At 62.4% G+C, this 22,717-nt stretch carries 18 protein-coding genes; 14 read left to right on the top strand and 4 right to left on the bottom strand.

Annotation, left to right across the window (positions count from 1 at the left end):
• Positions 1-116: 116 nt before the first annotated feature.
• Genes rocD through HX821_RS15380 form a run of 3 tightly spaced genes read left to right on the top strand, consistent with a single transcriptional unit; the run spans position 117 to position 4,664 of the window.
• Complete coding sequence (gene rocD, locus HX821_RS15390; RefSeq protein ID WP_177035988.1) at positions 117-1,310, top strand: ornithine--oxo-acid transaminase; 1,194 nt, start codon at positions 117-119, stop codon at positions 1,308-1,310.
• A complete protein-coding gene (gene acnA / locus HX821_RS15385) occupies positions 1,307-3,958 on the top strand; it encodes an aconitate hydratase AcnA (RefSeq protein WP_177035987.1) in 2,652 nt (883 codons plus the stop codon). The genes rocD and acnA overlap by 4 nt, the downstream gene beginning before the upstream one ends.
• Positions 3,951-4,664, top strand: coding sequence for a transporter substrate-binding domain-containing protein (locus HX821_RS15380; protein ID WP_177035986.1), 714 nt, complete (start codon positions 3,951-3,953; stop codon positions 4,662-4,664). The genes acnA and HX821_RS15380 overlap by 8 nt, the downstream gene beginning before the upstream one ends.
• Here the strand turns inward: HX821_RS15380 and HX821_RS15375 are convergent.
• Positions 4,661-5,023, bottom strand: coding sequence for an NUDIX hydrolase (locus HX821_RS15375; RefSeq protein ID WP_177035985.1), 363 nt, complete (start codon positions 5,021-5,023; stop codon positions 4,661-4,663). The two genes, HX821_RS15380 and HX821_RS15375, sit on opposite strands and share 4 nt — an antisense overlap.
• 141 nt (positions 5,024-5,164) lie before the next feature.
• Here HX821_RS15375 and HX821_RS15370 point away from each other — a divergent pair, with 141 nt between their 5' ends.
• Both HX821_RS15370 and HX821_RS15365 read left to right on the top strand, forming a co-directional pair.
• A complete protein-coding gene (locus HX821_RS15370) occupies positions 5,165-6,145 on the top strand; it encodes a Gfo/Idh/MocA family protein (RefSeq protein WP_087694134.1) in 981 nt (326 codons plus the stop codon).
• A gap of 36 nt (positions 6,146-6,181) precedes the next feature.
• A complete protein-coding gene (locus HX821_RS15365) occupies positions 6,182-6,820 on the top strand; it encodes a ribonuclease T2 (RefSeq protein WP_003214647.1) in 639 nt (212 codons plus the stop codon).
• A gap of 6 nt (positions 6,821-6,826) precedes the next feature.
• On the opposite strand, the gene HX821_RS15360 is transcribed toward HX821_RS15365, so the two are convergent.
• From HX821_RS15360 to HX821_RS15350, 3 genes are read right to left on the bottom strand one after another with little or no spacing between them, the layout of a single operon-like run.
• On the bottom strand, positions 6,827-7,669 hold the full coding sequence (locus tag HX821_RS15360; RefSeq protein ID WP_003214649.1) for a metal-dependent hydrolase: 843 nt from the start codon (positions 7,667-7,669) through the stop codon (positions 6,827-6,829).
• A 15-nt stretch (positions 7,670-7,684) separates the two neighbouring features.
• A complete protein-coding gene (locus tag HX821_RS15355; RefSeq protein WP_003214652.1) occupies positions 7,685-8,584 on the bottom strand; it encodes an SDR family oxidoreductase in 900 nt (299 codons plus the stop codon).
• Positions 8,581-10,116 carry an NAD(P)/FAD-dependent oxidoreductase gene (locus tag HX821_RS15350; RefSeq protein ID WP_003214655.1) on the bottom strand — a complete coding sequence of 512 codons (1,536 nt, stop codon included), beginning with the start codon at positions 10,114-10,116 and terminating at the stop codon, positions 8,581-8,583. Before HX821_RS15350 ends, HX821_RS15355 begins: the two co-directional genes overlap by 4 nt.
• A gap of 303 nt (positions 10,117-10,419) precedes the next feature.
• On the opposite strand from HX821_RS15350, the gene HX821_RS15345 reads away from it, so the two are divergent.
• From HX821_RS15345 to HX821_RS15305, 9 genes are all read left to right on the top strand, one after another.
• A complete protein-coding gene (locus HX821_RS15345; protein WP_177035984.1) occupies positions 10,420-11,418 on the top strand; it encodes an alpha/beta fold hydrolase in 999 nt (332 codons plus the stop codon).
• A gap of 318 nt (positions 11,419-11,736) precedes the next feature.
• Positions 11,737-13,017: an alkane 1-monooxygenase gene (locus HX821_RS15340; protein ID WP_177035983.1), complete on the top strand. Its 1,281-nt coding sequence runs from the start codon at positions 11,737-11,739 to the stop codon at positions 13,015-13,017.
• Between the two features lie 147 nt (positions 13,018-13,164).
• Positions 13,165-13,659: an alkane oxidation protein activator PraA gene (gene praA, locus HX821_RS15335; protein WP_177019417.1), complete on the top strand. Its 495-nt coding sequence runs from the start codon at positions 13,165-13,167 to the stop codon at positions 13,657-13,659.
• A 131-nt stretch (positions 13,660-13,790) separates the two neighbouring features.
• Positions 13,791-14,276 carry an alkane oxidation protein activator PraB gene (gene praB, locus HX821_RS15330; protein WP_177022784.1) on the top strand — a complete coding sequence of 162 codons (486 nt, stop codon included), beginning with the start codon at positions 13,791-13,793 and terminating at the stop codon, positions 14,274-14,276.
• 458 nt (positions 14,277-14,734) lie between these two features.
• Positions 14,735-16,180 (top strand): outer membrane protein transport protein, encoded by a 1,446-nt coding sequence (locus HX821_RS15325; RefSeq protein ID WP_177022785.1) that lies wholly within the window; start codon positions 14,735-14,737, stop codon positions 16,178-16,180.
• A 284-nt stretch (positions 16,181-16,464) separates the two neighbouring features.
• A complete protein-coding gene (locus tag HX821_RS15320; protein ID WP_177035982.1) occupies positions 16,465-19,002 on the top strand; it encodes an acyl-CoA dehydrogenase in 2,538 nt (845 codons plus the stop codon).
• Between the two features lie 160 nt (positions 19,003-19,162).
• Positions 19,163-20,506 carry a 3-oxoacyl-ACP reductase gene (locus tag HX821_RS15315; protein WP_177035981.1) on the top strand — a complete coding sequence of 448 codons (1,344 nt, stop codon included), beginning with the start codon at positions 19,163-19,165 and terminating at the stop codon, positions 20,504-20,506.
• A 2-nt stretch (positions 20,507-20,508) separates the two neighbouring features.
• A complete protein-coding gene (locus HX821_RS15310; RefSeq protein WP_177022787.1) occupies positions 20,509-21,399 on the top strand; it encodes a MaoC/PaaZ C-terminal domain-containing protein in 891 nt (296 codons plus the stop codon).
• Entirely contained in the window at positions 21,396-22,694 is a 1,299-nt protein-coding gene (locus HX821_RS15305; RefSeq protein ID WP_102369297.1) for an acetyl-CoA C-acetyltransferase, read from the top strand. The genes HX821_RS15310 and HX821_RS15305 overlap by 4 nt, the downstream gene beginning before the upstream one ends.
• Positions 22,695-22,717: the final 23 nt, after the last annotated feature.

Here is a 22,717-nt window from a genome sequence, read left to right as displayed (position 1 = left end):
ATGCGGAGGGTCAGCCAACATCTCCGGCGACTGACCCTCCGCATTCGCGAGCAAGCCCGCTCCCACATTGGGTCTTTGTTGTTCATTCATTATTTATTCGGCAGGACATCCCCACCATGCACCCCAACCCGGCAATCACCCTCGAAAACCAATTCTGCGCCCACAACTATTCCCCCTTGCCGGTGGTGATCGTCAAGGGCGAGGGCGTCTGGGCCATTGGTGATGATGACAAGCGCTACCTGGACATGATGTCGGCCTATTCCGCCGTCAGCCACGGCCATGTCCACCCGCGCATCCGCGCCGCCGCCGTGGCGCAGATCGACAAGATCAGCGTGGTGTCCCGGGCGTTCTACAGCGAACCCTTGGGCAACTTCCTCAAGACCTTGTGCCGCATCACGGGCTTCGACTCGGCCCTGCCGATGAACAGTGGCGCCGAAGCTGTGGAAACCGCGATCAAGGCGGCGCGACGCTGGGGCTACCGGATCAAGGGCATCCCGGCCAATCAGGCCAACATCGTGGTGGCCGACAACAATTTCCACGGCCGCACCTCGACCATCGTCGGCTTCTCGTCGGAGGCGGACTACAAGGCCGACTTCGGCCCATTCTGCAACGGTTTCACCGAGGCGCGCTTCGGTGACATCGAGAGTTTCCGCCAGGCCATTACCGCCGACACCTGCGCGGTGCTGATCGAGCCGATCCAGGGCGAGGCCGGCATTCGCGTGCCGGCCGCAGGTTTCCTGCGGGAACTGCGCCAGCTGTGCGACCAGACCAACACCTTGCTGATCCTCGATGAGATCCAGTCCGGCCTGGGCCGTACCGGCAAGTGGTTTGCCTTCCAGCACGAAGGCATTCGCCCCGATGCATTGATCCTCGGCAAAGCCCTGGGCGGCGGGATCATGCCGGTGTCGGCGTTCGTCGCTGATCATTCGATCATGGACCTGTTCGACGCCGGCAGCCACGGCTCGACCTTCGGCGGCAACCCGTTGGCGGCGGCCATTGGCCTGGAAGCGTTGAAGGTGCTGGAAGAGGAGGGCTTGATCGATAACAGCGCGCAACTGGGCCACTACCTGGTGGAGCGCCTGAAGGCCATGCACTCGCCGGCCATCCGCGAGATTCGCGGGCGTGGCTTGTGGGTCGGCATGGAACTGGACCGCGATGCGCGGCCCATCTGCGAAGCGCTGCTGGCCGAAGGGCTGCTGACCAAGGAAACCCACGAAAACGTACTGCGCATCGCACCGCCGTTGTCCATTACCCGCGAAGAACTGGACTGGGGCCTTGAGCGTATCGAGCGGGTATTCAAACAGCTATGAGTGAGTATCTCAGTCACCTCGACATCGACGGCCAGCGCTTTGCCTGGATCGATCTGCACCAGTTGCTGACCCCGGCGCAACTGCAGCGCCTGCCGTATTCCGTGCGCATTCTCCTGGAAAACATTGCCCGCTGCGCCCCGGCTTCGTTGCCACAGGTAGTGGCGCGGGCCATCGGCGAAGGGCCGGATTGCGAGGTGCCGTTCCAGCCCAACCGGCTGATGTTCCACGACACCACGTGCCTGCCGGCCCTGGCGGATTTCGCCGGCATGCGCGATGTGGTGGCCGAACTGGGCGGTGATCCCCGGGCGGTGAACCCCTCGATCCCGGCGGTGCTGACCATCGACCATTCGGTGATCGTCGAGCACTACGCCGAGGCGGGCGCGGTGGATGCCAACCTGGACATCGATTTTCGCCGCAACAGCGAGCGCTACCGTTTTATCAAGTGGGCCCAGGCCAGCCTGGATAACTTCAAGGTGATCCCGCCGGGCACCGGGATCATCCACCAGATGAACATGGAGTCCATCGCCCAGGTGGTGTGGGAAAGCGCGCCGCGCAACGGCCACGTGCTGTTGCACCCCGACTGCATGGTCGCCACCGACAGCCACACGCCGATGATCAATGCCATCGGCGTGCTGGGCTGGGGCGTTGGCGGGCTGGAAGGGCAGGCGGCGATGCTCGGCGAACCGGTGCCGATTCCTTATCCGCAGGTGGTGGGCATTCGCGTCACCAATGCGTTGCGCGACGGCGTGACGGCCACTGACCTGGCACTGACGGTGACTGAACTGCTGCGCCGGCGCAGCATGGTCGGCAAGTTTGTCGAGTTCACCGGACCGGGCCTGGCGTCCCTGAGTTGGGCGGCGCGGGGCACCGTGGCGAACATGGCGCCGGAATACGGTGCGACCGTGGTGTTTTTCCCGTTTGATGACGAGACGCTGGCGTACCTGACCCTGAGTGCGCGCCCGCAGGCCTTGATCAACAAGGTCTCGGCCTACATGTCGGCGCAATCTCTGTGGCGCCGGGACGACGATCCCGAGCCGGTGTTCGATGAGTTGATCGAGCTGGATCTGGCGCAGGTTGAACCGAGTGTCGCCGGCCCGCATCAGCCCCATCAGCGCCAGTCCCTGGCCCAGGCCGGGGCGTCGTTTCATCAGCATGTATGCGCGCAAAAGCAGGATTTCTTCGAGCCGTCATTCCAGGTGCCGATCACCCATGGCGCGGTGGTGATGTCGGCCATCACCAGTTGCACCAACACCGCCAACCCGGCGCAGATGATCCAGGCCGGGCTCTTCGCCCGCAACGCCCGCGCCCGTGGGCTGACGCGCAAACCGTGGGTCAAGACGTCGCTGTCGCCAGGCTCACGGGTGGTGGCCGATTACCTGGAAGCCGCCGGCTTGCTGGAGGATTTCGCCGCGCTGGGTTTCGACCTGGCGGGCTTTGGCTGCATGACCTGCATCGGTAATTCCGGCAGCCTCGAACGCCATGTCGAGACCTTCGCCGAGCAGGGCTTGAAAGGCGTGGTGGTGCTTTCGGGCAACCGCAATTTCGAAGGCCGGGTCAACCCGAAAGTCCCTGCCGGCTACCTTGCTTCGCCCGCGTTGTGCGTGGCCTATGCGATTGCCGGCAGCATCGACACCGACCTGTCGGCCCAGCCGCTGGCGATGGATGCCCACGGCCAGCCGGTGTTCCTGCATGAGTTGATGCCCAGCGAAGCCGAGGTGGCCGCGCAAGTGGCGGCGGTGGTGCGCCCGGCGCTGTTTCACCAGCGCCAGGCACTGCTGTGGCAAGGCACTCACCATTGGCAGGCGCTGGAAGCCGACGCCAGCGTGCAGTTTGCCTGGCACCCGGCCTCCACTTACCTGCGCCGCCCGCAGTACCTTGCCGGGGTAACGCCGGTGCCGGCCGCGTCCTTGGCCATCAGCAACGCCCGGGCTTTGGTGGTGCTGGGGGATAACGTCACCACCGACCATATCTCCCCGGCGGGCACGATTCCGGCCGACAGCCTGGCCGGGCACTGGCTGCGGGAGCGCGGTGAAGCGCTGGCGGACCTCAACCAGTATTCGACCCGGCGCAGCAACCACGAAGTGATGGTGCGCGGCGCGTTTACCAACCCGCGCCTGAACAATCTGCTGTCCTGCGACCAGCCCCCGCGCCAGGGCGTCTGGGCCTGGAATGCCGACCGCAGCGACTACCTGCCGCTGTACCTCGCCGCGCAAAGCTACGCCGGTACACCCACCGTGTTGTTCGCCGGGATCAACTACGGTGCCGGCTCCAGCCGCGACTGGGCAGCGAAGGTCCTGACCCTGCTGGGGATCAAGGTGGTGGTGGCCCGCAGTATCGAGCGAATCCATCGCAGTAACCTGATCGGCATGGGTGTGTTGCCGCTGGTGTTCGATGAAGGCGCATCGGTGCAGGACTTGAACCTCGACGGCAGTGAGTCCCTGAGTTTCCTCGGCCTGGACGCGTTGCAGGTCGGCGACAACCCGATCACCTTGCAGATTGACCGCGCCACCGGTGAGACCACGCGTACCCCCCTGACCTTGCGCCTCGACTCGTTGCAGGAGGTTGGTTACCTTGAACACGGCGGCGTCTTGCCCTTCGTCATTCGCAAGACCGTGCAAAGAACCGTTCAAGGAGCGCGTAATGATTGACCCGCAGGTACTGCAACAACTGGCCCCCGAGGGTGTGCTCAGAGCTGCCATCAACTTTGGCAACCCGGTGCTGGCCCAGCGCGGCGAGGACGGCCAGCCCCAGGGCGTGTCGGTGGCGCTGGCCAGGGCCCTGGCCGATGAATTGGCGGTCGACCTTGAGTTGATCACTTTTGATGCGGCGGGCAAGGTCTTCGCCGCGCTGGGCGATGACCGCTGGCGCGTGGCATTCCTGGCCATCGAACCGGTGCGCGAGCAGGAAATCGCCTTCAGCGCGCCCTACGTGATCATCAAGGGTACGTACCTGGTGGCGGTGGATTCACCCCTGGGCAGCGTGACCCAACTCGATGCTCCGGGCCAACGCATCGCCGTCGGCCAGGGTGCCGCGTATGACCTGTACCTGAGCCGCACGGTGCAGCATGCCGAACTGGTACGCGCGCCGACCTCGGCGGGTGCCGTAGACCTGTTTATCGAGCAAGGCCTGAACGCCGCGGCCGGGGTTCGGGATTACCTGCGAACCCGGCTGGATGAGCGCTGGCGCCTGCTGGAGGATGACTTCATGAGCATCAGCCAGGCGGTCGCGGTACCGGCAGCGCACGCAGCCGCTGCCGCGTTCGTCAAATCCTTTGTCGAACGGCAGAAAGCCAATGGTCTGGTAAGACAGGCGTTGTTGTGCAGCGGGCAAAGCCCGGAACTGGCGGCGCCTTAGAGACGGCGCAGGAAGGATTTGACGATTTTCTGGGTGGCCTGGGTGGTGTCCAGGTCATCCAGGCGACTGTAGGGATGCCACTGGCATTCCTTGATTTCACTCAGGGGCCGGGCATCTTCGATATTCACCACCGACGCCTCGAACACATGGTGCAGGGTGTCGCTGGCCTTCAGCTCCTGCAATAACAGCAAACCGTCCACGTTCAGCCCGGTTTCCTCTTCCAGTTCTCGTGCGGCAGCACCTGCCGGGCGCTCATGGCGCTCGACCTTGCCGCCGGGCAATGCCCATTTCGATCGGGCTTTACGCACGAACAGGATGTGCCCGTCGTGCTCGCAAATCACCGTGGCCCTTATTTTCATCGTCTGTGCCCCCGCAGCTGGATGATTGTCATAAAAGTGTAATGCAATTGTCATGCTCAGTCTTTATCCGGCAGGGTGGAGAGGGGGCCGGAAAACACCGATACTGCCCCATCGAAAAAAACTCACCTGAAGGAGATGCAGATGAACACCGTACGCTGGGGCATGATCGGCTGTGGCGATGTCACTGAACTCAAGAGTGGACCCGCCTTCTACAAAGCGCCAGGTTCTGCGCTGGTGGCCGTGATGGGGCGGCGCGAGGAGGCCGTGCGCGATTATGCGGCACGCCACGGCATTGCCCGTTTCTACACTGACGCCCAGGCGCTGATCGACGACCCGGAAGTAGACGCGGTCTACATCGCCACACCGCCCGACAGCCACCTCGAATACAGCCTGATGGTGGCCGCTGCCGGCAAGCATTGCTGCGTCGAGAAGCCCATGTCCCTGAATGCCGAGCAAAGCGCGCTGATGCAGCGCACCTTCGAACAGGCCGGGCTGCACCTGTTTGTCTCCTATTACCGGCGTTCCCTGCCACGCTTCCAGCAGGTGCGGGACTGGCTGCAGGACGGGCGCATCGGCGAATTGCGTCATCTGACCTGGACCCTGTGCAAGCCGCCTTCGGAAGACGATGCCAGCAGTGCCAACTGGCGCACCGACCCGGCGATTGCCGGCGGCGGGTATTTTGCCGACCTGGCCAGCCACGGTTTTGACCTGTTCCAGTACCTGGTCGGGGATATCGTCGAGGTGGCCGGGTTTACCGCGCGCCAGGCGGGGCGCTATGCCGCCGAAGATGCCGTCACCGCCTGCTGGACGTTCGCCTCGGGCGCGCTGGGCATGGGCTGCTGGAACTTTGTCGCCGACCGGCGCGAAGACCGGGTGGAGATGATCGGCAGCAAGGGCCGCATCACGTTTTCGGTGTTCGATGAGGCGCCGTTGCGGCTTGAGGGCGAGACCAGCGAGGTGCTGGAGGTGCCCAACCATGCACATATCCAGTGGCATCACGTGCTGGGGATGAATGCGCATATTCGTGGCGAGAGCAAACACCCGGCACTGGCGATCGAGGCGTTGAAGACCGACCGGGTCATGGACCGGGTGCTACAACGTAACCCCAACCTGGCGGTCTAGCGGTGCTTTGATTTTGTCTTTTTAAGGAATGAACGGATGAAAATGAAAGCAGCCTGGATTGTGCTTTGCCTGGCGTTGGCCGGGGCCGCGACAGCAGCACCACGGGCCCAGGGGCAGGCCGGGGAGTTTGACTTTTATGTGTTGTCGCTGTCCTGGTCGCCGACCTTCTGCCTGACGCACCCGGACGACCAGCAGTGTTCGGGCAAGGGCTACGGTTTTGTCCTGCATGGGCTGTGGCCGCAGTACGCGAAGGGCGGCTGGCCGGCTTCGTGTGAGCCGCAGTCGCGCTTGTCGGATGCAGACTTCGCCCGGGGCAGGACACTGTTCCCGTCGCCCAAACTGCTCAGGCATGAATGGGCCAAGCACGGCACCTGCAGCGGCCTTGAGGCTTCGGCTTACCTGGACAAGACCGATGCAGCGCTCAGCGTGGTCAAGATCCCGCAGCAGCTTGAGCCCTTCAATGTCCGAAGCGGCCTGGGCGCGCGGGACATCGAAGCGCTGTTTCGCGAGAGCAACCCGGCCATGGGCAACCATGGCCTTGCGGTGATCTGCAAGGGTGCCGTGCTGACCGAGGTGCGGGTGTGCCTGACCAAGGACCTGGCGTTTGCCGGCTGCCCGCGCAGCGTCAAGAGCCAGTGCCGGGATGGCGATATTCGGATCCCGACCCAGCGCTAAGCGGACTCAGGCGGGCCCATAACCTTTATGGGCCTGCTCGATCTCCTCCACCAGGCGGTCAATGCCCGCCAGGCGTGCCCGGTTGTCGTGGTCCCAGGGATGGAACCCGGGCTTGAAGTAATGCAACCAGGGCAGCGCCATGCGCGGGAACACGCCCTTGGGCCCGTACAGAAACTTGAGCATCCGCCAGAAGCCCTTCAAATGCCCGCCCGAACGCCGGTCGGCAAACAACAGGCGCAGGTGAAAGTCCAGGATCGTCAGCCAGAACAGCCCCGTGGTGATGAGCATGGTGGAAGTGCGCAGCAGATAACGCTTGGGCCCGGGCTTGATCACGCTGTTCCACACATCAAACGCCACCGCCTTGTGCTCGGTTTCTTCCAGGGCATGCCAGTACCACATCTGCTGGTAACCCTTGACCGAATCCCCGAACCGCGACGGGTCGCTGAGGAGGATTTCCGCGAGCATCGCGGTGTAGTGCTCCAGGGCAATGGTCACCGCCAGGTTGAAGGAGGCGGGCAGGTATTTCTTTTGCGCGTCGAGGATCATCTTCAGCCGACGGTCGAGGGTATTCGCCGGCAGCCCTGCGGCCTGCAGCAGATCGTTGTAGGCCACGTGCTCGCGGCTGTGCATGGCTTCCTGGCCGATAAAGCCCTGGATTTCTTTCTTCAGCTCCGGGTCTTCGATGCGCTGGCGATAGTGACGCACGCTGTCCATGAAGAACAGCTCGCCCTGGGGAAACAGCAACGACAGTGCGTTGAAAAAGTGGGTAATGAACGGGCCTTGTTCATGCCAGTCCTTGATGCGTTCGGCCGGCAGGGCAAAACGGAGGTCGCGGCGAATCGGCAGCATGGTCGGTACTCCAGTTCAGAGACGGTGTTCTTCGTTGGTTTCAAGGACGGGCGAGGGCGCATTGCGTTGCTTGGGCGCCATGCGTTTGCTGGCCAACACCACCAGCGCTTGATAGGCGGCAGGCAGGCAGCGGGCGAGCAGGTCCAGAAAATAGGCGTCGCGGCCAATCAGCACGCGGCGTTTGTTTTTGCGTACGCCTTGCAGGATCACTTTGGCGGCCTGGTCGGCGTCGGTGATGAACAGCTTTTCGAAGTCGGCCCGGGCCTGCTGTTCGCTGTGAATCAGGAAGCCGGTCATGTTGGCGTCGATCCGGCTGCTGCGACAGATGTCGGTGCGGATCCCGCCAGGGTGCACGCAGGTGGCCGAGACCCCGCTTTTCTGCAGGTCGAGTTCCTGGCGCAAGGACTCGGTAAAACCACGCACGGCGAACTTGGTGGCGTTGTAGCCGCTCATGCCCGGCTGGGCGAACAGGCCGAACACGCTGGAAGTGTTGACCACATGCCCATCGCCGCTGGCCTTGAGGTACGGCAAAAAGGCCTTGGTGCCGTACACCACGCCCCAGAAGTTGATCCCGACGATCCATTCCAGGTCGGTGTAGTCCACGCCTTCGACGGTGCTCGACAGCGCGACGCCGGCGTTGTTGAAGATCAGGTTGATCTGGCCATGTTCGGCGGCGCATCGGGCGGCCCAGTCTTCCACGGCCTGGCGCTCGGAAACGTCCAGCACCTGCGAGGTGACCAGCACCGGTGCAAGCACCTGGGCCTTGATCAGTGCGACGGTCTGCTCCAGGCCCTGGCTGTTTTTATCCGCCAGCGCCAGGTGGCAGCCTTCACGCGCCAACGCCAGGGCCAACGCGCGGCCCATGCCGGAAGCGGCGCCGGTAATGGCCGCCACGCGGCCGTTGAATGACTTCATGACAGGCTCCCTTCTGCGGTGGTGTGGGGCGTTGCGGCCGGGCGCGCGGTGGACGGTATCGGCACCAGGCTGGCGACGTAGTCCTTGAGGGCAAAATGCCGGGTGACCTGCTTGAAACGCCAGGTGGAGCCGGGCCACAGCGTGGTGTTCTTGCCGGTGCGTGGGTCCAGGTACCAGCTCTTGCAGCCGCCGGTGGACCAGATGGTGCCGTTGAGTTTTTCCTGCAGCCTGGCGTTGTAGGCCAGTTCCACCGCCGGCTTGACGTCCACCGTGGCGATGCGATGACGCTGCATTTGCTGCAGGGCATCGAGGATGTAGGTGACCTGGGCCTCGATCATCAGAATCATCGAGTTATGCCCCAGCCCGGTGTTGGGGCCGACGATCAGGAACAGGTTCGGATAGCCCGGCACCGTGGTGCCCAGGTAGGCGTGGGCGCCGTCTTGCCAGGTGTCCATCAGGTCGATGCCGTGGCGCCCGATGATGCAGTTGCGGGGCAGCGGATCGGTGGCCTGGAAGCCGGTGCCGAAGATGAGGCAGTCGGCCGGGTGCTTGATGCCGTCGGCGGTGATCACCCCGTCGGCCTCGATGCGCAGCACGTTGTCGGTTACCACCTGCACATTGCTGCGGGACAGGGCCGGGTAGTAGTCGTTGGAGATCAGCACGCGCTTGCAGCCGATGGTGTAGTCCGGCGTCAGGGTCTTGCGCAGGGAAGGGCGGGCCACTTGTTTGTGCAGGTGGCGCACGGCGATTTTCTGCACCATTTTCATCAGGCGCGGGTGCAGGGCAAAGCCCACCACGCGACCTTCCAGTGCCCAATAGAACGCGCCGCGTACCAGGCGCTGGGTGAACGGCAGGTGCTTGAAGGCCCAGCGCTCGAAGCGTGAAATCGGCCGGTCGGGCTTGGGCATGATCCACGGCGGGGTGCGCTGGAACAGGTCCAGGTGGGCCACCTGCGGCGCAATCTGCGGCACGAACTGAATGGCACTGGCGCCGGTGCCGATCACCGCCACGCGCTTGCCCTTCAATGAATACTCGTGGTCCCACTGCTGGGAGTGGAAGCGCTTGCCCTTGAAGCTGTCCAGGCCCGGAATATCCGGCAGTGCCGGGCGCGACAGGCCGCCCATTCCCGACACCAGCACCCGCGCACTCACCTGGCGGCCATTGCTGAAGCTCAGGCTCCAGCGCTGTTGCGCCTCATCAAATACCGCCTTCTCCAGGCCCATGCCAAAGCGCAGGAACGGCGCCAGTTCGAAGCGCCGGGCGCACTGCTCCAGGTAGGCGCGAATCTCCGCCTGTGGCGCAAATTGCCGGGTCCAGTCCGGGTTGGGCGCAAAGGAAAACGAATAGACATGGGATTGCACGTCGCAGGCGCAACCGGGGTAGTGGTTGTCCCGCCAGGTGCCGCCGAGAGCATCGGCCTGTTCGGCAATAAAGAAGTCGTGGAACCCGGCTTCCTTGAGTTTGATCGCCATGCACAGCCCGGCAAATCCGGAACCGATGATGGCGATGTCGATGGTGTCATGGGCATTCATAGGCTGTCCCTCGTGGGCCGGTGGCGCCTTACGGGTGTCGACATCGGATGTGCTCCTTGTTTTTGTTTTGGCTTTTTAGATAGAACACCATTGCAAAGGAAAATTGAATTATTTATTTTAAAAAAGATTTTAAATAATCTACCTGAAAATATCGTCTAGGCTACGACCCAGTTCCTCATGTGCGACTTATCCGACGGACGAGAGCTTGTACGCACACAGTTAAGGTCCAGGGTGGACGATGGCTGAGGCCTTGACCAATACCGGTCGGGCCGCCAGCAACGCAGGGATGCAGAGGACCGAGCTATGGCTGTCGAGTGGGTTGTCGCTGCGGGTGTGTGTGTAGGGTTAAGCGTAGTGTTGTGGGCCTTCAGTGCCCGGATGACACGGCGTATAGAGGCTGCTGTTCCGATCAACGGGCGCTTTCTGGAGATCAACGGCGAGCGCTTTCATTATGTAGACGAGGGCAAGGGCCCACCGCTGGTGATGATCCACGGGCTGATGGGCAGCAGTCGCAACTTGACGTACGCCTTGTCTGCCCGATTGCGTGAGCACTTTCGAGTGATCACCGTGGATCGTCCGGGGTCGGGTTATTCCACCCGGCATGCCGGCACGGCCGCGGACCTGCCTGGCCAGGCCCGGCAAGTCGCCAGCTTTATCCAGACGCTGGACCTGGATAAGCCGCTGGTGCTGGGGCATTCCCTCGGCGGGGCGATTGCCCTGGCACTGGCCCTGGACCATCCCCACGCGGTGTCCGGATTGATCCTGGTGGCGCCCCTGACCCATCCCCAGCGCCTGCTGCCGCTGGTGTTTATGTCGTTGGCGATACGCCCGGGATGGCTGCGACGCTTTATGTCGCACACCCTGACCATGCCAATCGGATTGCTGACCAAAGGCTCGGTGGTCAAGGGCGTGTTTGCCCCCGACCCGGCCCCGGAAGACTTCGCCACCCGCGGCGGCGGCTTGTTGGGCATGCGGCCCGAGAACTTCTATGCCGCCTCCACCGAGATCAACCTGGTCAACGATTTCCTGCCGGACATGGTCAAGCGCTACCCGCAGCTGACGTTGCCGATCGGGCTGATCTATGGCGCGCAGGACAAGGTGCTGGATTTCCGCAAACATGGGCAGGCCCTGGCCAGCCTGGTGCCGGGCCTGAAGCCGCAGCTGGTGGAAGGGCGCGGGCATATGTTGCCGATCACGGCCACCGAGCGTGTCGCGGCGGTGGTCGAGCAGATAGCCAAGCGCGTCCGGCCGCCGGAAAGCGCCACGGTGTTGCACCCGCCGTTTGCGTTGGCGAGTAAATAATTGTGCGACTGAACTCGCGGTTCGAACTCGTCAATGCTTGCCCTAGACACCTGACCAAACGGCTGAAAAAGAGACTGCCCGGTCACGTTCAAAAGGGTTCAAGAAACTAGTTGACGACCTAACGATTCCGCGCTATTTATTTAAAAAAATTATTTCAATGTCTAATTTGAAACAATTTTTGAAATGCCTAAGAGCGAATAAAATAATGAAAAAAACGCCTTTTATCGCATGGTTGAATTCTCGGGGCAGTCACCGCTCCGTGTACCTGTCCAGTGTTGATTTTTGCTCCCTGCCTACCTGCGTCGTGCGGAGGCTGCCATGAATCAGACCCTGGCTGCCCCGAACGTCTGGACCGACGGCAAGCGCCACCTGTGGTGGCTCGGCATCATGCCCCTGGCAACCCCAATGCTCTCTGGCGCCCTGGCCATCACTACCGGCGTGCAACAACTGTGGTGGGTCGGTGTGCTGGTGATCTTCGGCCTGATCCCGCTGATCGACGGCCTGCTGGGTGAAGACGTCAGCAACCCGCCCGAGTCCGCCGTCAGCAACCTCGAATCCCAAAGCTACTACCGCTGGATCGTCTACACCGGCGTGCTGTTTGTCATCTCATCCCTGGTGGTCACCGGGTGGCTGGCCGCAGGCGGTATCGACTGGATTATCAATGGTGGCCTGTTGCATGCCACCGCCACCCTGGACCCGTCGAGCTGGCTGGCGAAAACCGCCGCGTTCATCACCGCGCGCACCGAGCTGCATGGCGAGGTGAGCTGGTTCACCTACCTGGGCATGGCAATGTCCACTGGCGCTGCCACCGGCATCGCCATCAACACCGCCCATGAGCTGGGGCACAAGCCGCGCCTGCTGGAAGTCGTGCTGGCCAAGATCACCCTGGCGCCGACCTTCTACGGGCACTTCTACACCGAACACAACCGTGGCCACCACGTGCGCGTCGCCACCCCGGAAGACCCGGCCAGTTCGCGGTTGGGGGAGAGCTTCTGGGCCTTCCTGCCGCGCTCGGTATGGTTCAGCGCCCGCTCGGCGTGGAACCTGGAGCGTGAACGCCTGCGCAAACTCGGCCTGCCGGCCTGGCACTGGAAGAACGCCGTACTCAGCGCCTGGATGTACAGCGTGGTGTTGTGGGGCGCGATGATTGCCTGGCTGGGCGCGGCAGTGATTCCATTCCTGATCATCCAGGGCATCTACGGTTTCTCGCTGCTGGAAGTGGTGAACTATGTCGAGCACTACGGCCTGAAACGCCAGAAGTTGCCCAACGGTCGTTATGAGCGTTGCTCGCCACGCCATTCCTGGAACAGTAATCGGATTGTCACCAATATCTTTCTGTTCCAACTGCAGCGGCACTCCGACCATCACGCCAACCCAACCAGAAGTTATCAGTCACTGCGTCATTTTGATGAATCGCCGCAACTCCCATACGGTTATGCCAGCATGATTGTCTGGGCGTATGTACCGTACTTGTGGCGACGACGCATGGATCACCGGGTACTTAATCATTACGCCGGGGATATTACCCTGACCAATCTTCAACCTTCACAGCGTTTGAAGTACCTGGAGAAGTACAGCAACACCACCAGACCCTTCTAACGAAAGCAGTCAGTTGTAGGGCGTACTCGGGATCTGTGTATCGCGCAGGTTTTCATCGCCCAGGCTTTACCGGTTTCGAGTACGGCTTAGTTGCAAGACAGTTGTTTGACCCGAACAAAAAATAAAATGAAGGGAAGGACGTACACCATGCAAAACCCTGCCAAGTTCACCACGCACATTGTATTGGCCGCGCTGGGCCTGATCGTTTACCACCAGGCCCAGGCCGCCCGTATCGAACCTGCCGGCAGCGCGTTTACTGCCCAGGGCCCCATCAGCTTTTCCAAAGGCGCGCTGATCAGCGCGGATTGCACCATCAAGGTCGCCGGCAAAGTGGCGGCGGATGGGTCGTCGGTGAATGTCGACAAAGTTGAATTCGACGGCGGGCTCAAGTGCAGCCGGGTGGAAGCGATCAACTTGCCGTGGGTATTGGTGGCTAAAGATACCAGGAGCGGCTCGATGTCGAAGATCGCCGTGGATGTGCATGCCTTTGGTTTGGGCGGCAAGTGCGGGCCTTCTACTGCCGATGGAACCTGGGATAACGCCACCGGCAAGCTGGAAGCGTCGAATGTGCCTATCGGCGAAGACTGCAAGATCAAGACGGTGTCGATCAAGATGCCGCCGAGTTTCAAAGTTGTTGAGTAACAGTGGGATGTTGTAGCGGTAATTGAATTGAAATTTGGCTGGAAAGGGAAGTTCTGCAGATTCACCGTGACCTCTCGATCATGGCCATTACCCCTGGCGAAATGACTCGCCATAACATGTGAGGAAAAATAATGAAAAGCTTGAAAACCCTCGTTTGTGCAACTTCTTTCGCAGTGTGCTTCGGCGCAGCTTCCATGGCCAGCGCGGCTTCCATCTCCCCGGATGGTCCGTTCTCGACCAACGCTGGCACCATCGTCGTGAAGTCGCCTTCGTCCTTCGGTGCAGCCGTGACCTGCGGCATCACCTTTACCGGCAACGTTAGCGGTGGCGTGGCCTCGATCAATGGCGCATCCCTGACCGGTGGCGGTCTGTGTGGCCTGCCAACGCTGACCAACCTGCCTTGGGTACTGACGGCTGCAACGGGTACCACCGGTAGCGTAACCAACGTCGGCTACAAGATCACCTCGATCCCGGCCACCAACTGCGGGCCAACCACCATCGCTGTTACCTGGACTCCAGGCACCAAAACGCTTTCGGCAGCCAATCAGGCGCTGACCGGCAACTGCACCGTGGTTTCGCTGAGTGTTGTTGCCCCAACGCTGACCGTTAACCCGTAAGCGCGACTCCGTAAAGGGCTGATCACCCCGTTGAAAGACCGGTGCCTCGTGTGAGGCACCGGTTGGATACGGTATTTATTGTCTGGGGAACATGACAATGCAAAGCCTTGTGAAAACAGCACGCCTGGGTTCGATGTCAGCGGCTCTGGGCGTTGCCTCATTCATTGCGGTTGCGGCGGGGTTCAGCCCGCCGGGTCCGTTCAGCGTAACCAAAGGCAGTGTTGTGTTGAAGCTGCCGTCGACGTTTCTACCCACGTGTTGAGCGCAACCAATCAAGCCATGAGTGGCTACTGCACTTTGGTGTCGTTGAACGCCACGCTGACCGGCTCGCTCACCACCCATTCCTGAATACCGATACACCGTTACACCGTTCCAGGACAGGCGTTCTTTGAAAGACGTTCTGTGGTTACACGACCCACCGGCAGGGGCCGGGTGTAAATAATAATAAGGAGTACCGCATGAACAATAAGAAACAACACGCTCACACGTTACTGGGACTGGCCCTGCTGGGGGGGCTGATGACCACGGGGCAAGTGCAGGCGGGTGGGTTCTCCACACCGACCTTCGGCGCGCCAGGATGGGGTCGTGCGTTTGGTGGTGGTTCACTGTTCAAAAATGACCCCAGTGCCGCGTACAACAACCCGGCAGCCATGGCCTTTATCGATTCAACCATCGCGCAGCAGACCGTTGACTATGCTCGGATCAAGATCAAATACACCGGCCAGGCCTATGACTACGCGGGCAACCCGGTGACCAATACGCCCGTACTGGATGACCTGGGCAATACGGGCGACCCGGTCCTCAACACTAACAATGGTGGGCAAGGCGGTTTCACCGCTTGGCTGCCGACGGGCTTTCTGGTGATTCCCATGGGCGACCGTTTCGCCTTTGGTCTGAGCCAAGTCGTGCCACAGGGTATGAAAACCACTTGGAACGAAGACTCCAAACTGCGGGATTTCGCGGTTGATACCAAAATCGAGACCATCGGTCTGACCGGTTCCCTGTCGTTCAAGGTCAATGATCAGTTCTCGGTCGGTGGTGGTGCCATCGTCCAGCGCAGTCAAGGGTTCGTCAGCCAGAACGTTGATTTGCTGGCCGCTGCGGATGTGTCTCCAGGACTTGGCGGCGCGGGTCTCCCCACGGGGCTGGGGCATTCCTTGATGCGCGTGAAAGTCGATAACATCTCTGTGGGCTGGTTTGGTGGCGTGGTTTGGAAGCCGACGCTGCAAGACACACTTGGCTTGAACTATCACGCCAAGATCAAAAACAAGATGACCGGCAAATACAACATCTATACAGATGCCGTCGGCCGTAACGCGATGACCAATCCGATCGGTCCGAACGGCGAAACTCTGGTTGAAATCGCCTACCCAGGTCTCAAGCTGTTCCCGGACGGTGCCCACGCCAGTACCCAACTGGATATCCCGGCTACCGCTTCGGTTGACTGGGTTCACCAGTTCAACGACCGCTGGACGTTGGGGGTGAGTGCTACCTGGACTGAATGGTCTTCCTTCCAGGACCTGACGCTCAAATCCCAGGGCACCACCATTGTTGCCATTCCCTACAACTACAAAAACGCCTGGATGACCTCGATTGGCGGCGACTACAAAGCCACCGACGAACTCACCCTGCGCGCCGGTGTGGCTTACGACCAGACACCTACCCGCAACTCTACCCGGGACCCGCGAATCCCGGACGGTGACCGTTACTTCCTGGCATTTGGTGCCGGTTATGACATCAAGGCTATTCCTGGCCTGTCGGTGGATGCCGCGTACTCGCACCAGTTCGTGCAGAAGGTCAACCTGAAGACCAAGAACGTTGATCGTCTCGGTGCGGCGCAGTTGGACGGCGAGGCTGAATCCTCGGGGGATGTGGTCAGCTTGTCGGCAACCTATAAGTTCTAAGGTTGTCGAGGGCAGTCGTGGAGAAGGGCAGCCAGCGCATCTTGCTGCCCGGCTCCACGCTGTCGTCTATTGATGGGTAGCCCTGGCGCCCGATGTCGAATCCTTGCGCTTAACCTGCAAGGCTGACCCCGTTCAGCCGCTATTTTTTTCGCCCAAGCATTAAATAAAAATTTCAAAACAAAATTTGAATTTATCTTTTCAAGTTTGTAGTGTGGCTTTACGTCACAGGTCATTCCGATCTGCCCGGGCGTTTGCCGTACCCTGAATTGAGTAGAGGTATCCCCATGGTTATCTGGTTATTGGCGGGACTCGCAGCAGCGATTGCCCTGGCGTATCGACAAGCCGCTGCCACCCTCTGGCTGGGTGCCGGCCTGGTCTGGCTGGCGGTCGGTTACCTGTTCAACGCAGTCGCCGGTTTCGGCGCCGGCGTGGTGGCGGTGCTGGTGGTGTTGCCCGCGTTGCTGCTGACAATCAAGCCCCTGCGCCGCGCGCTGTTGACCAGCAAGGCCCTGGGCCTTTTTCGCGGCATCATGCCGGCGATGTCCGACACCGAGCGTGCTGCCATCGAGTCCGGCACCGTGTGGTGGGACGCCGAGCTGTTCAGCGGCAAACCCCGCTGGGAACGCCTGCTGCAAGCCGCACCGGCCAGCCTCAGCGCTGAAGAACAGGCCTTCCTCGACAACGAAGTCGAGACCCTGTGCGACATGTCCAACGACTGGGAAACCACCCAGGTCTGGCAAGACATGTCCCCGCAAGGCTGGCAGTACACCAAGGATGCCGGCTTTCTCGGCATGATCATTCCCAAGCAATACGGCGGCAAAGGCTTCTCCCACTATGCGCATTCGCAAGTGGTGATGAAGCTCTCGACCCGCTGCTCGGCGGCGGCGATTTCGGTGATGGTGCCCAACTCCCTGGGCCCGGCCGAACTGCTGCTGCACTACGGCACCGACGCCCAGCGCAACTACTACCTGCCACGCCTGGCCCGTGGCGAAGACATTCCGTGCTTCGCCCTGACCAGCCCGTATGCCGGCTCCGATGCCGGCGCGATTCCAGACCTGGGCATCGTCTGCAAGGGCATGCACGAAGGCGAGGAAGTGCTGGGTTTCCGTGTGACCTGGGACAAGCGCTACATCACCCTCGGCCCAATCGCCACCGTGCTCGGCCTGGCCTTCCGCGCCGAAGACCCGGACGGTCTGCTCGGCCAGCCGGGTTCCCTGGGCATCACCTGCGCGTTGATCCCCACCACCCATCCGGGGGTGAACAGCGGCCGGCGTCACTGGCCACTCAACGCGGTATTCCAGAACGGCCCGACCACCGGCAAGGATGTGTTTATCCCGCTGGAATGGGTGATCGGCGGCCGCGAACAAGTCGGCAACGGCTGGCGCATGTTGATGGAATGCCTGGCCGCCGGGCGGGCGATTTCCCTGCCGTCGGCCAACGTCGGCCTGGGCAAGGTGGCCGTGCGCGGCACCACCGCTTATGCGGCGATGCGCAAGCAATTCGGCCTGCCCATCGGCAAGTTCGAAGGCGTGCAGGCGCCCCTGGCGCGCATGGCCGGGCATCTGTATGCCTGCGACGCGGTGCGCAAGGTCTCGGTGGCGTCACTGGATGCCGGTGAAAAACCCTCGGTGATCTCGGCCATCGCCAAGTATCACGTTACCGAGCGGGCGCGGATCATCGTCAACGACGGCATGGACATCGTGGCCGGCAAGGGCATCTGCATGGGCCCCAACAACTTCCTCGCCCGGGCCTACCAGCAAAGCCCCATCGCCATCACGGTGGAAGGCGCGAATATCATGACGCGCTGCCTGATCATCTACGGCCAGGGCCTGATCCGCTGCCATCCGTATGTGTTCCGCGAGATGGAAGCGGCGCGCAATACGGACCGGCGCAAGGCCCTGGTGGATTTTGACAGCGCAATGTTCGGTCACCTGAGCTTCGTGCTGGCCAATACCGTGCGTGCCGCAGTGTATTCGCTGACGGGCGGACGGCTGATTTCCGTGCCGGGCAAGACCGATCCGGCGCTGGCGTCCTACTACCGCCAGGCCAATCGGCTGTCGGTGGTGTTGGCGTTGATCTCGGACATTTCCATGGGCGTGCTGGGCGGTGCCCTCAAGCGCAAGGAAAGCATCACCGGGCGGCTGGGGGACATTCTGTCCCAGCTGTACATCCTGTCCTGCGTGCTCAAGCGTTTTGAGGATGATGGCCGGCCACAGGCCGATTTGCCGCTGGTGCATTGGGCGGCCCAGGACGCGTTGCTGCGCGCCCATGAGGCCCTGGCCGAAGTGCTCGACAACTACCCGTCGAAAGCCGCGGCGGCGGTGGTGCGTGGCTTGACGTTCCCGTTCGGTATTCCACAGCGCAAACCGTCGGATCGCCTGTTGGCGCAAGTGGCGGAGCTGGTGCAGGTGCCGGGGGAAACCCGCGACCGCTTGCTGGGCAATTCCTACATTCCTCGGCCGGAAATCGACAAGCTGGCTTACGGCGAGCTGGCCTTGCGCCTGTTGCCGCAAGTGGAGCTGATCGAGGCGCGGCTCAAGGGGGCGATCAAGCAAGGCCTGATCGAGCCAATGCCGATTTCCAGTGCGGCGTTTACTCCGTGGCGAGTCAAGGCGCGGGCGCTGGACCTGATCAGCGAGGAAGACGACAGCTTGCTCGCGCGCTATGTGGAATATGGCGATCACGCGATCCAGGTGGACGACTTCCCGCAGGACTTCGGTTTGCTGGAAGCCTTGCAACAGCGCCAGCAGGCGCTGGAACTGGCCGCCAAACCGAGCGCAAGACGCCGCGCCAACCAAGGCGAAAACGCGCCGGTCAACTGACTGGAACTGGAGGAACACGACCCCTGTAGGAGCTGGCTTGCCTGCGATAGCGTTGGTTCAGTGCCAGATGTGTTGGCTGACACACCGCAATCGCAGGCAAGCCAGCTCCTACAAGGATCGGGTTTCCATGGCAACACCGTGTTTGTGAGTGAATTTATCCATGAGTGACAGCTACCTCTCTTTCGTCAATTCCCCCTGGGGAGCCTGGTTGGCCCGCACTGCCGGGCTGCCCCAACCCCTGGCATTGCAACGTCACCGCAGCGGCCAGCAAGGCCTGGCCAACCCGGTAATCGTCGCGGGGGTAGGGCGCCTGGGGGCGCAAATCCAGCGCATCTTCACCGCCACCGATACAGTGACCGCCACCGCTGCGACTCTCAACGCACCCTCCACGGTCAAGGTCCAGGGCGCGGTGTTCGACGCCAGCGACATTGCCGACCTCAAGCAGTTGGACGAGCTCTACGAATTCTTCCACGCCAACGCCAGGCGCCTTGGGCAGCACGCCCGGGTGGTGGTGCTCGGCACCGCGCCGGAGTTGTGCAAGGACCTGCCCCAGGCCATTGCCCAGCGTGCCCTTGAGGGCCTGGTGCGTTCGTTGGCCAAGGAGTTGCGCCGGGCGATCACCGTGCAGTTGATCTACGTCGCACCGGGTGCCGAGGACGGGCTGGAAAGCAGCCTGCGGTTCTTCCTGTCGCGGCGCTCGGCCTATGTCTCGGGGCAGGTGGTGCGCCTCGAAAAAACCGTCGATAGCCCAACCGAAATCAACTGGGACAAACCCCTCGGCGGCCGCCGTGCCCTGGTCACCGGCGCCTCCCGTGGCATCGGCCTGGCAATCGCCCAGGTGCTGGCCCGCGATGGAGCCCATGTGGTCTGCGTGGATGTGCCCCAGGCCCAGGATTCGCTGCAACAGGCGGCCGGCAGTGTCGCAGGCACCGCACTGGCGCTGGACATCACCGCCACCGATGCCGCGCAGCAGTTGCACGCCCATGTCAGCCAACACGGTGCATTCGACGTGGTGGTGCACAACGCCGGGATTACCCGCGACAAGACCATCGCCAAGATGACTGAGACCGCGTGGCGCAGCGTACTGGCGGTCAACCTGGAAGCACCGTTGCACCTGAGCACGGCGCTGCTGGAAAGCCAGGGCCTGAATCCGGGCGGGCGGATCGTGTGTGTCTCATCGATTTCCGGTATCGCCGGCAACCTCGGGCAAAGCAACTACGCCACCTCCAAGGCCGGGGTGATCGGCCTGGTACAAGGCCTGGCCCCGCAGGCGGCGGCGCAGCAAGTGACGGTGAATGCCGTGGCACCGGGCTTTATCGAAACCCAGATGACCGCGAAGATCCCGCTGATGATTCGCGAAGCGGGGCGGCGGATGAACTCGATGTCCCAGGGCGGGCAACCCATCGACGTGGCAGAAACCATCGCCTGGCTGGCGCATCCGGCATCCGGCGGGGTCAATGGCCAGGTGGTGCGGGTCTGCGGCCAAAGCCTGTTGGGAGCCTGAGCATGGACTATGTGACGCAGATTATTGACCCGCCGCCCTCGCGCTCGCGGCTGTTGCTGGACGGGGTATTGGGGCTGCGCAAACCGAAGCTGGAAGGCGAGCCGACGTTGCCGAAAGAACGCCTGGTGCGTTCGGCCGTCGAGCTGTCTGCCCAAGGGATCGCGGCTTACGGTCGGGCCTGTGGTTTCCGCCATGAGCAAGGCGTGCCGCTGTCCTATCCCCATGTGCTGGCGTTCCCCTTGCACCTGATGCTGCTGACCCGCCCGAGTTTCCCGTACCCGGCCAGCGGCATGGTGCATTTGGCCAATCGCATCCGCCAGCATCGACGGCTGGAGGCGGGCCAGGCCTTGCGCCTGGAGGTGTATTGCGAACGCTGGGTCGCCCATCCGAAAGGCCAGGCGCTGAGCATCGCCACCCGTGGCTACAGCGCGGGCGCCCTGATATGGGAGAGCGACAGCCTGTACCTGCGCCGTGACGTAAACGCGCCGGTTGGCGAGCCGTGGGACGACGCGTTGCCCTTGCAGGAAGAAGGTTTGCTGCGCACTCAACGCTGGGTGCTGCCGGCGGATCTGGGGCGGCGTTTCGCCAGGGTCTCGGGGGATTTCAACCCTATTCATACCTCGGTGATCGGCGCCCGATTGTTCGGTTTTCGCCGGGCCATCGCCCACGGCATGTGGACCCTTGGCCGCGCCCTGGCCGCCCAGCAACCCCCCGGCGGACTGGACCAGGCCGAGGCCCATTGCGACTTCAAGCTGCCGATCTTCCTGCCCGGCCAGGTGGCGCTGTGGAACGTTCCGCCAACCGGCCCGCGCCGTGAGTTTGAAGTGCGTAATTTCGCCGGTGACAAACCCCATATGCGTGGGCTGTTTATCTGGAATGAGACCGATCGATGAGTGACTACAGTTTCAACCCGGCCCCGACGCGCCGCGTGGCGATTATCGGCGGCAACCGTATCCCGTTCGCCCGCTCCAACACCGTGTACGCCCATGACAGCAACCAGGATCTGCTGGTCGCCGCCCTGCAAGGCCTAGTGGACCGCTACAACCTTCACGGCCTGCGCCTGGGCGAGTTTGCCGCGGGTGCGGTGATCAAGCATTCCCGGGATTTCAACCTGGCCCGGGAAAGCCTGCTGTCTACCACACTGTCTCCCGAAACCCCGGCCTACGACCTGCAACAAGCCTGCGGCACCGGCCTGGAAGCGGCGTTGCTGGTGGCGAACAAGATCGCCCTTGGGCAGATCGAAGTGGGCGTTGCCGGTGGTTCCGACACCACCTCCGACGCGCCCATCGGCATCAACGAGTCCCTGCGTCGCACCTTGCTTTCAGCCAACCGCGCCAAGGGCACCGGCGCCAGGTTGAAGGCCTTGATGGGTGTGCGCCCGTCGATGTTCTTCAAGCCGCTGCTGCCGCGCAATGGCGAGCCGCGCACCGGCTTGTCCATGGGTGAACACTGCGAGGAAATGGCCAAGCGCTGGCAGATCAAGCGCCTGGCCCAGGACGAGTTGACCCTCACCAGCCACCAGCGGCTGGATGCGGCGTACAAGCAGGGTTTCTTCGATGATTTGATCAGCCCGTATCGCGGCCTGGCCCGGGACAACAACCTGCGGGCCGACGCCAGCCTGGAGAAACTTGCCGGCTTGTCCCCGGCCTACGACCGCCAGAACGGCACGCTCACCGCCGGCAACTCCACGCCCCTGACTGACGGCGCGTCGGTGGTGCTGCTGGCCAGCGAGGAATGGGCCGCCGAGCGCGGCTTGCCCGTATTGGCGTACCTGCGAACCGGTGAAACCGCTGCGGTGAATTTCGTCGACGGCACCGAAGGCCTGCTGATGGCGCCGGCCTACGCCGTGCCACGCATGCTCAAGCGCGAAGGCCTGACGTTCGCCGACTTCGATCTGTTCGAGATTCACGAAGCCTTCGCCGCTCAGGTGCTGTGCACCCTCAAGGCCTGGGAAGACCCGGATTACTGCCGCGACCGCCTGGGCCTCGACGCGCCGCTGGGCAGCATCGACCGCAGCAAGATGAACGTCAACGGCGGCTCCCTCGGCTGCGGCCACCCCTTCGCCGCCACCGGTGGCCGGCAACTCGCGGCACTGGCCAAGGCGATCCACCAGCGTGGCGGCGGCCGCGGCCTGATTTCGATCTGCGCGGCGGGTGGGTTGGGCATTACCGCTATCGTCGAAAAGTAGTTCCCACCATAAAAACAACAAGG

Origin of the sequence: Pseudomonas sp. B6001 (genome assembly GCF_013386015.1) — a bacterium.
Lineage (GTDB): Bacteria > Pseudomonadota > Gammaproteobacteria > Pseudomonadales > Pseudomonadaceae > Aquipseudomonas.
Note: the sequence above shows the minus strand (reverse complement) of the source record. Positions and strands in the feature narration are given on the sequence as shown.

Excerpts from the sequence above, each read along its gene's own strand:
- HX821_RS15370 (WP_087694134.1), top strand. The coding sequence starts at position 5,165 with ATGAACACCGTACGCTGGGGCATGATCGGCTGTGGCGATGTCACTGAA.
- HX821_RS15380 (WP_177035986.1), top strand. The coding sequence starts at position 3,951 with ATGATTGACCCGCAGGTACTGCAACAACTGGCCCCCGAGGGTGTGCTC.
- acnA (WP_177035987.1), top strand. The coding sequence starts at position 1,307 with ATGAGTGAGTATCTCAGTCACCTCGACATCGACGGCCAGCGCTTTGCC.
- HX821_RS15365 (WP_003214647.1), top strand. The coding sequence starts at position 6,182 with ATGAAAATGAAAGCAGCCTGGATTGTGCTTTGCCTGGCGTTGGCCGGG.
- HX821_RS15350 (WP_003214655.1), bottom strand. The coding sequence starts at position 10,116 with ATGAATGCCCATGACACCATCGACATCGCCATCATCGGTTCCGGATTT.
- praA (WP_177019417.1), top strand. The coding sequence starts at position 13,165 with ATGCAAAACCCTGCCAAGTTCACCACGCACATTGTATTGGCCGCGCTG.
- HX821_RS15325 (WP_177022785.1), top strand. The coding sequence starts at position 14,735 with ATGAACAATAAGAAACAACACGCTCACACGTTACTGGGACTGGCCCTG.
- HX821_RS15375 (WP_177035985.1), bottom strand. The coding sequence starts at position 5,023 with ATGAAAATAAGGGCCACGGTGATTTGCGAGCACGACGGGCACATCCTG.
- HX821_RS15355 (WP_003214652.1), bottom strand. The coding sequence starts at position 8,584 with ATGAAGTCATTCAACGGCCGCGTGGCGGCCATTACCGGCGCCGCTTCC.
- rocD (WP_177035988.1), top strand. The coding sequence starts at position 117 with ATGCACCCCAACCCGGCAATCACCCTCGAAAACCAATTCTGCGCCCAC.
- HX821_RS15310 (WP_177022787.1), top strand. The coding sequence starts at position 20,509 with ATGGACTATGTGACGCAGATTATTGACCCGCCGCCCTCGCGCTCGCGG.
- HX821_RS15345 (WP_177035984.1), top strand. The coding sequence starts at position 10,420 with ATGGCTGTCGAGTGGGTTGTCGCTGCGGGTGTGTGTGTAGGGTTAAGC.
- HX821_RS15340 (WP_177035983.1), top strand. The coding sequence starts at position 11,737 with ATGAATCAGACCCTGGCTGCCCCGAACGTCTGGACCGACGGCAAGCGC.
- HX821_RS15315 (WP_177035981.1), top strand. The coding sequence starts at position 19,163 with ATGAGTGACAGCTACCTCTCTTTCGTCAATTCCCCCTGGGGAGCCTGG.
- HX821_RS15320 (WP_177035982.1), top strand. The coding sequence starts at position 16,465 with ATGGTTATCTGGTTATTGGCGGGACTCGCAGCAGCGATTGCCCTGGCG.
- praB (WP_177022784.1), top strand. The coding sequence starts at position 13,791 with ATGAAAAGCTTGAAAACCCTCGTTTGTGCAACTTCTTTCGCAGTGTGC.
- HX821_RS15360 (WP_003214649.1), bottom strand. The coding sequence starts at position 7,669 with ATGCTGCCGATTCGCCGCGACCTCCGTTTTGCCCTGCCGGCCGAACGC.
- HX821_RS15305 (WP_102369297.1), top strand. The coding sequence starts at position 21,396 with ATGAGTGACTACAGTTTCAACCCGGCCCCGACGCGCCGCGTGGCGATT.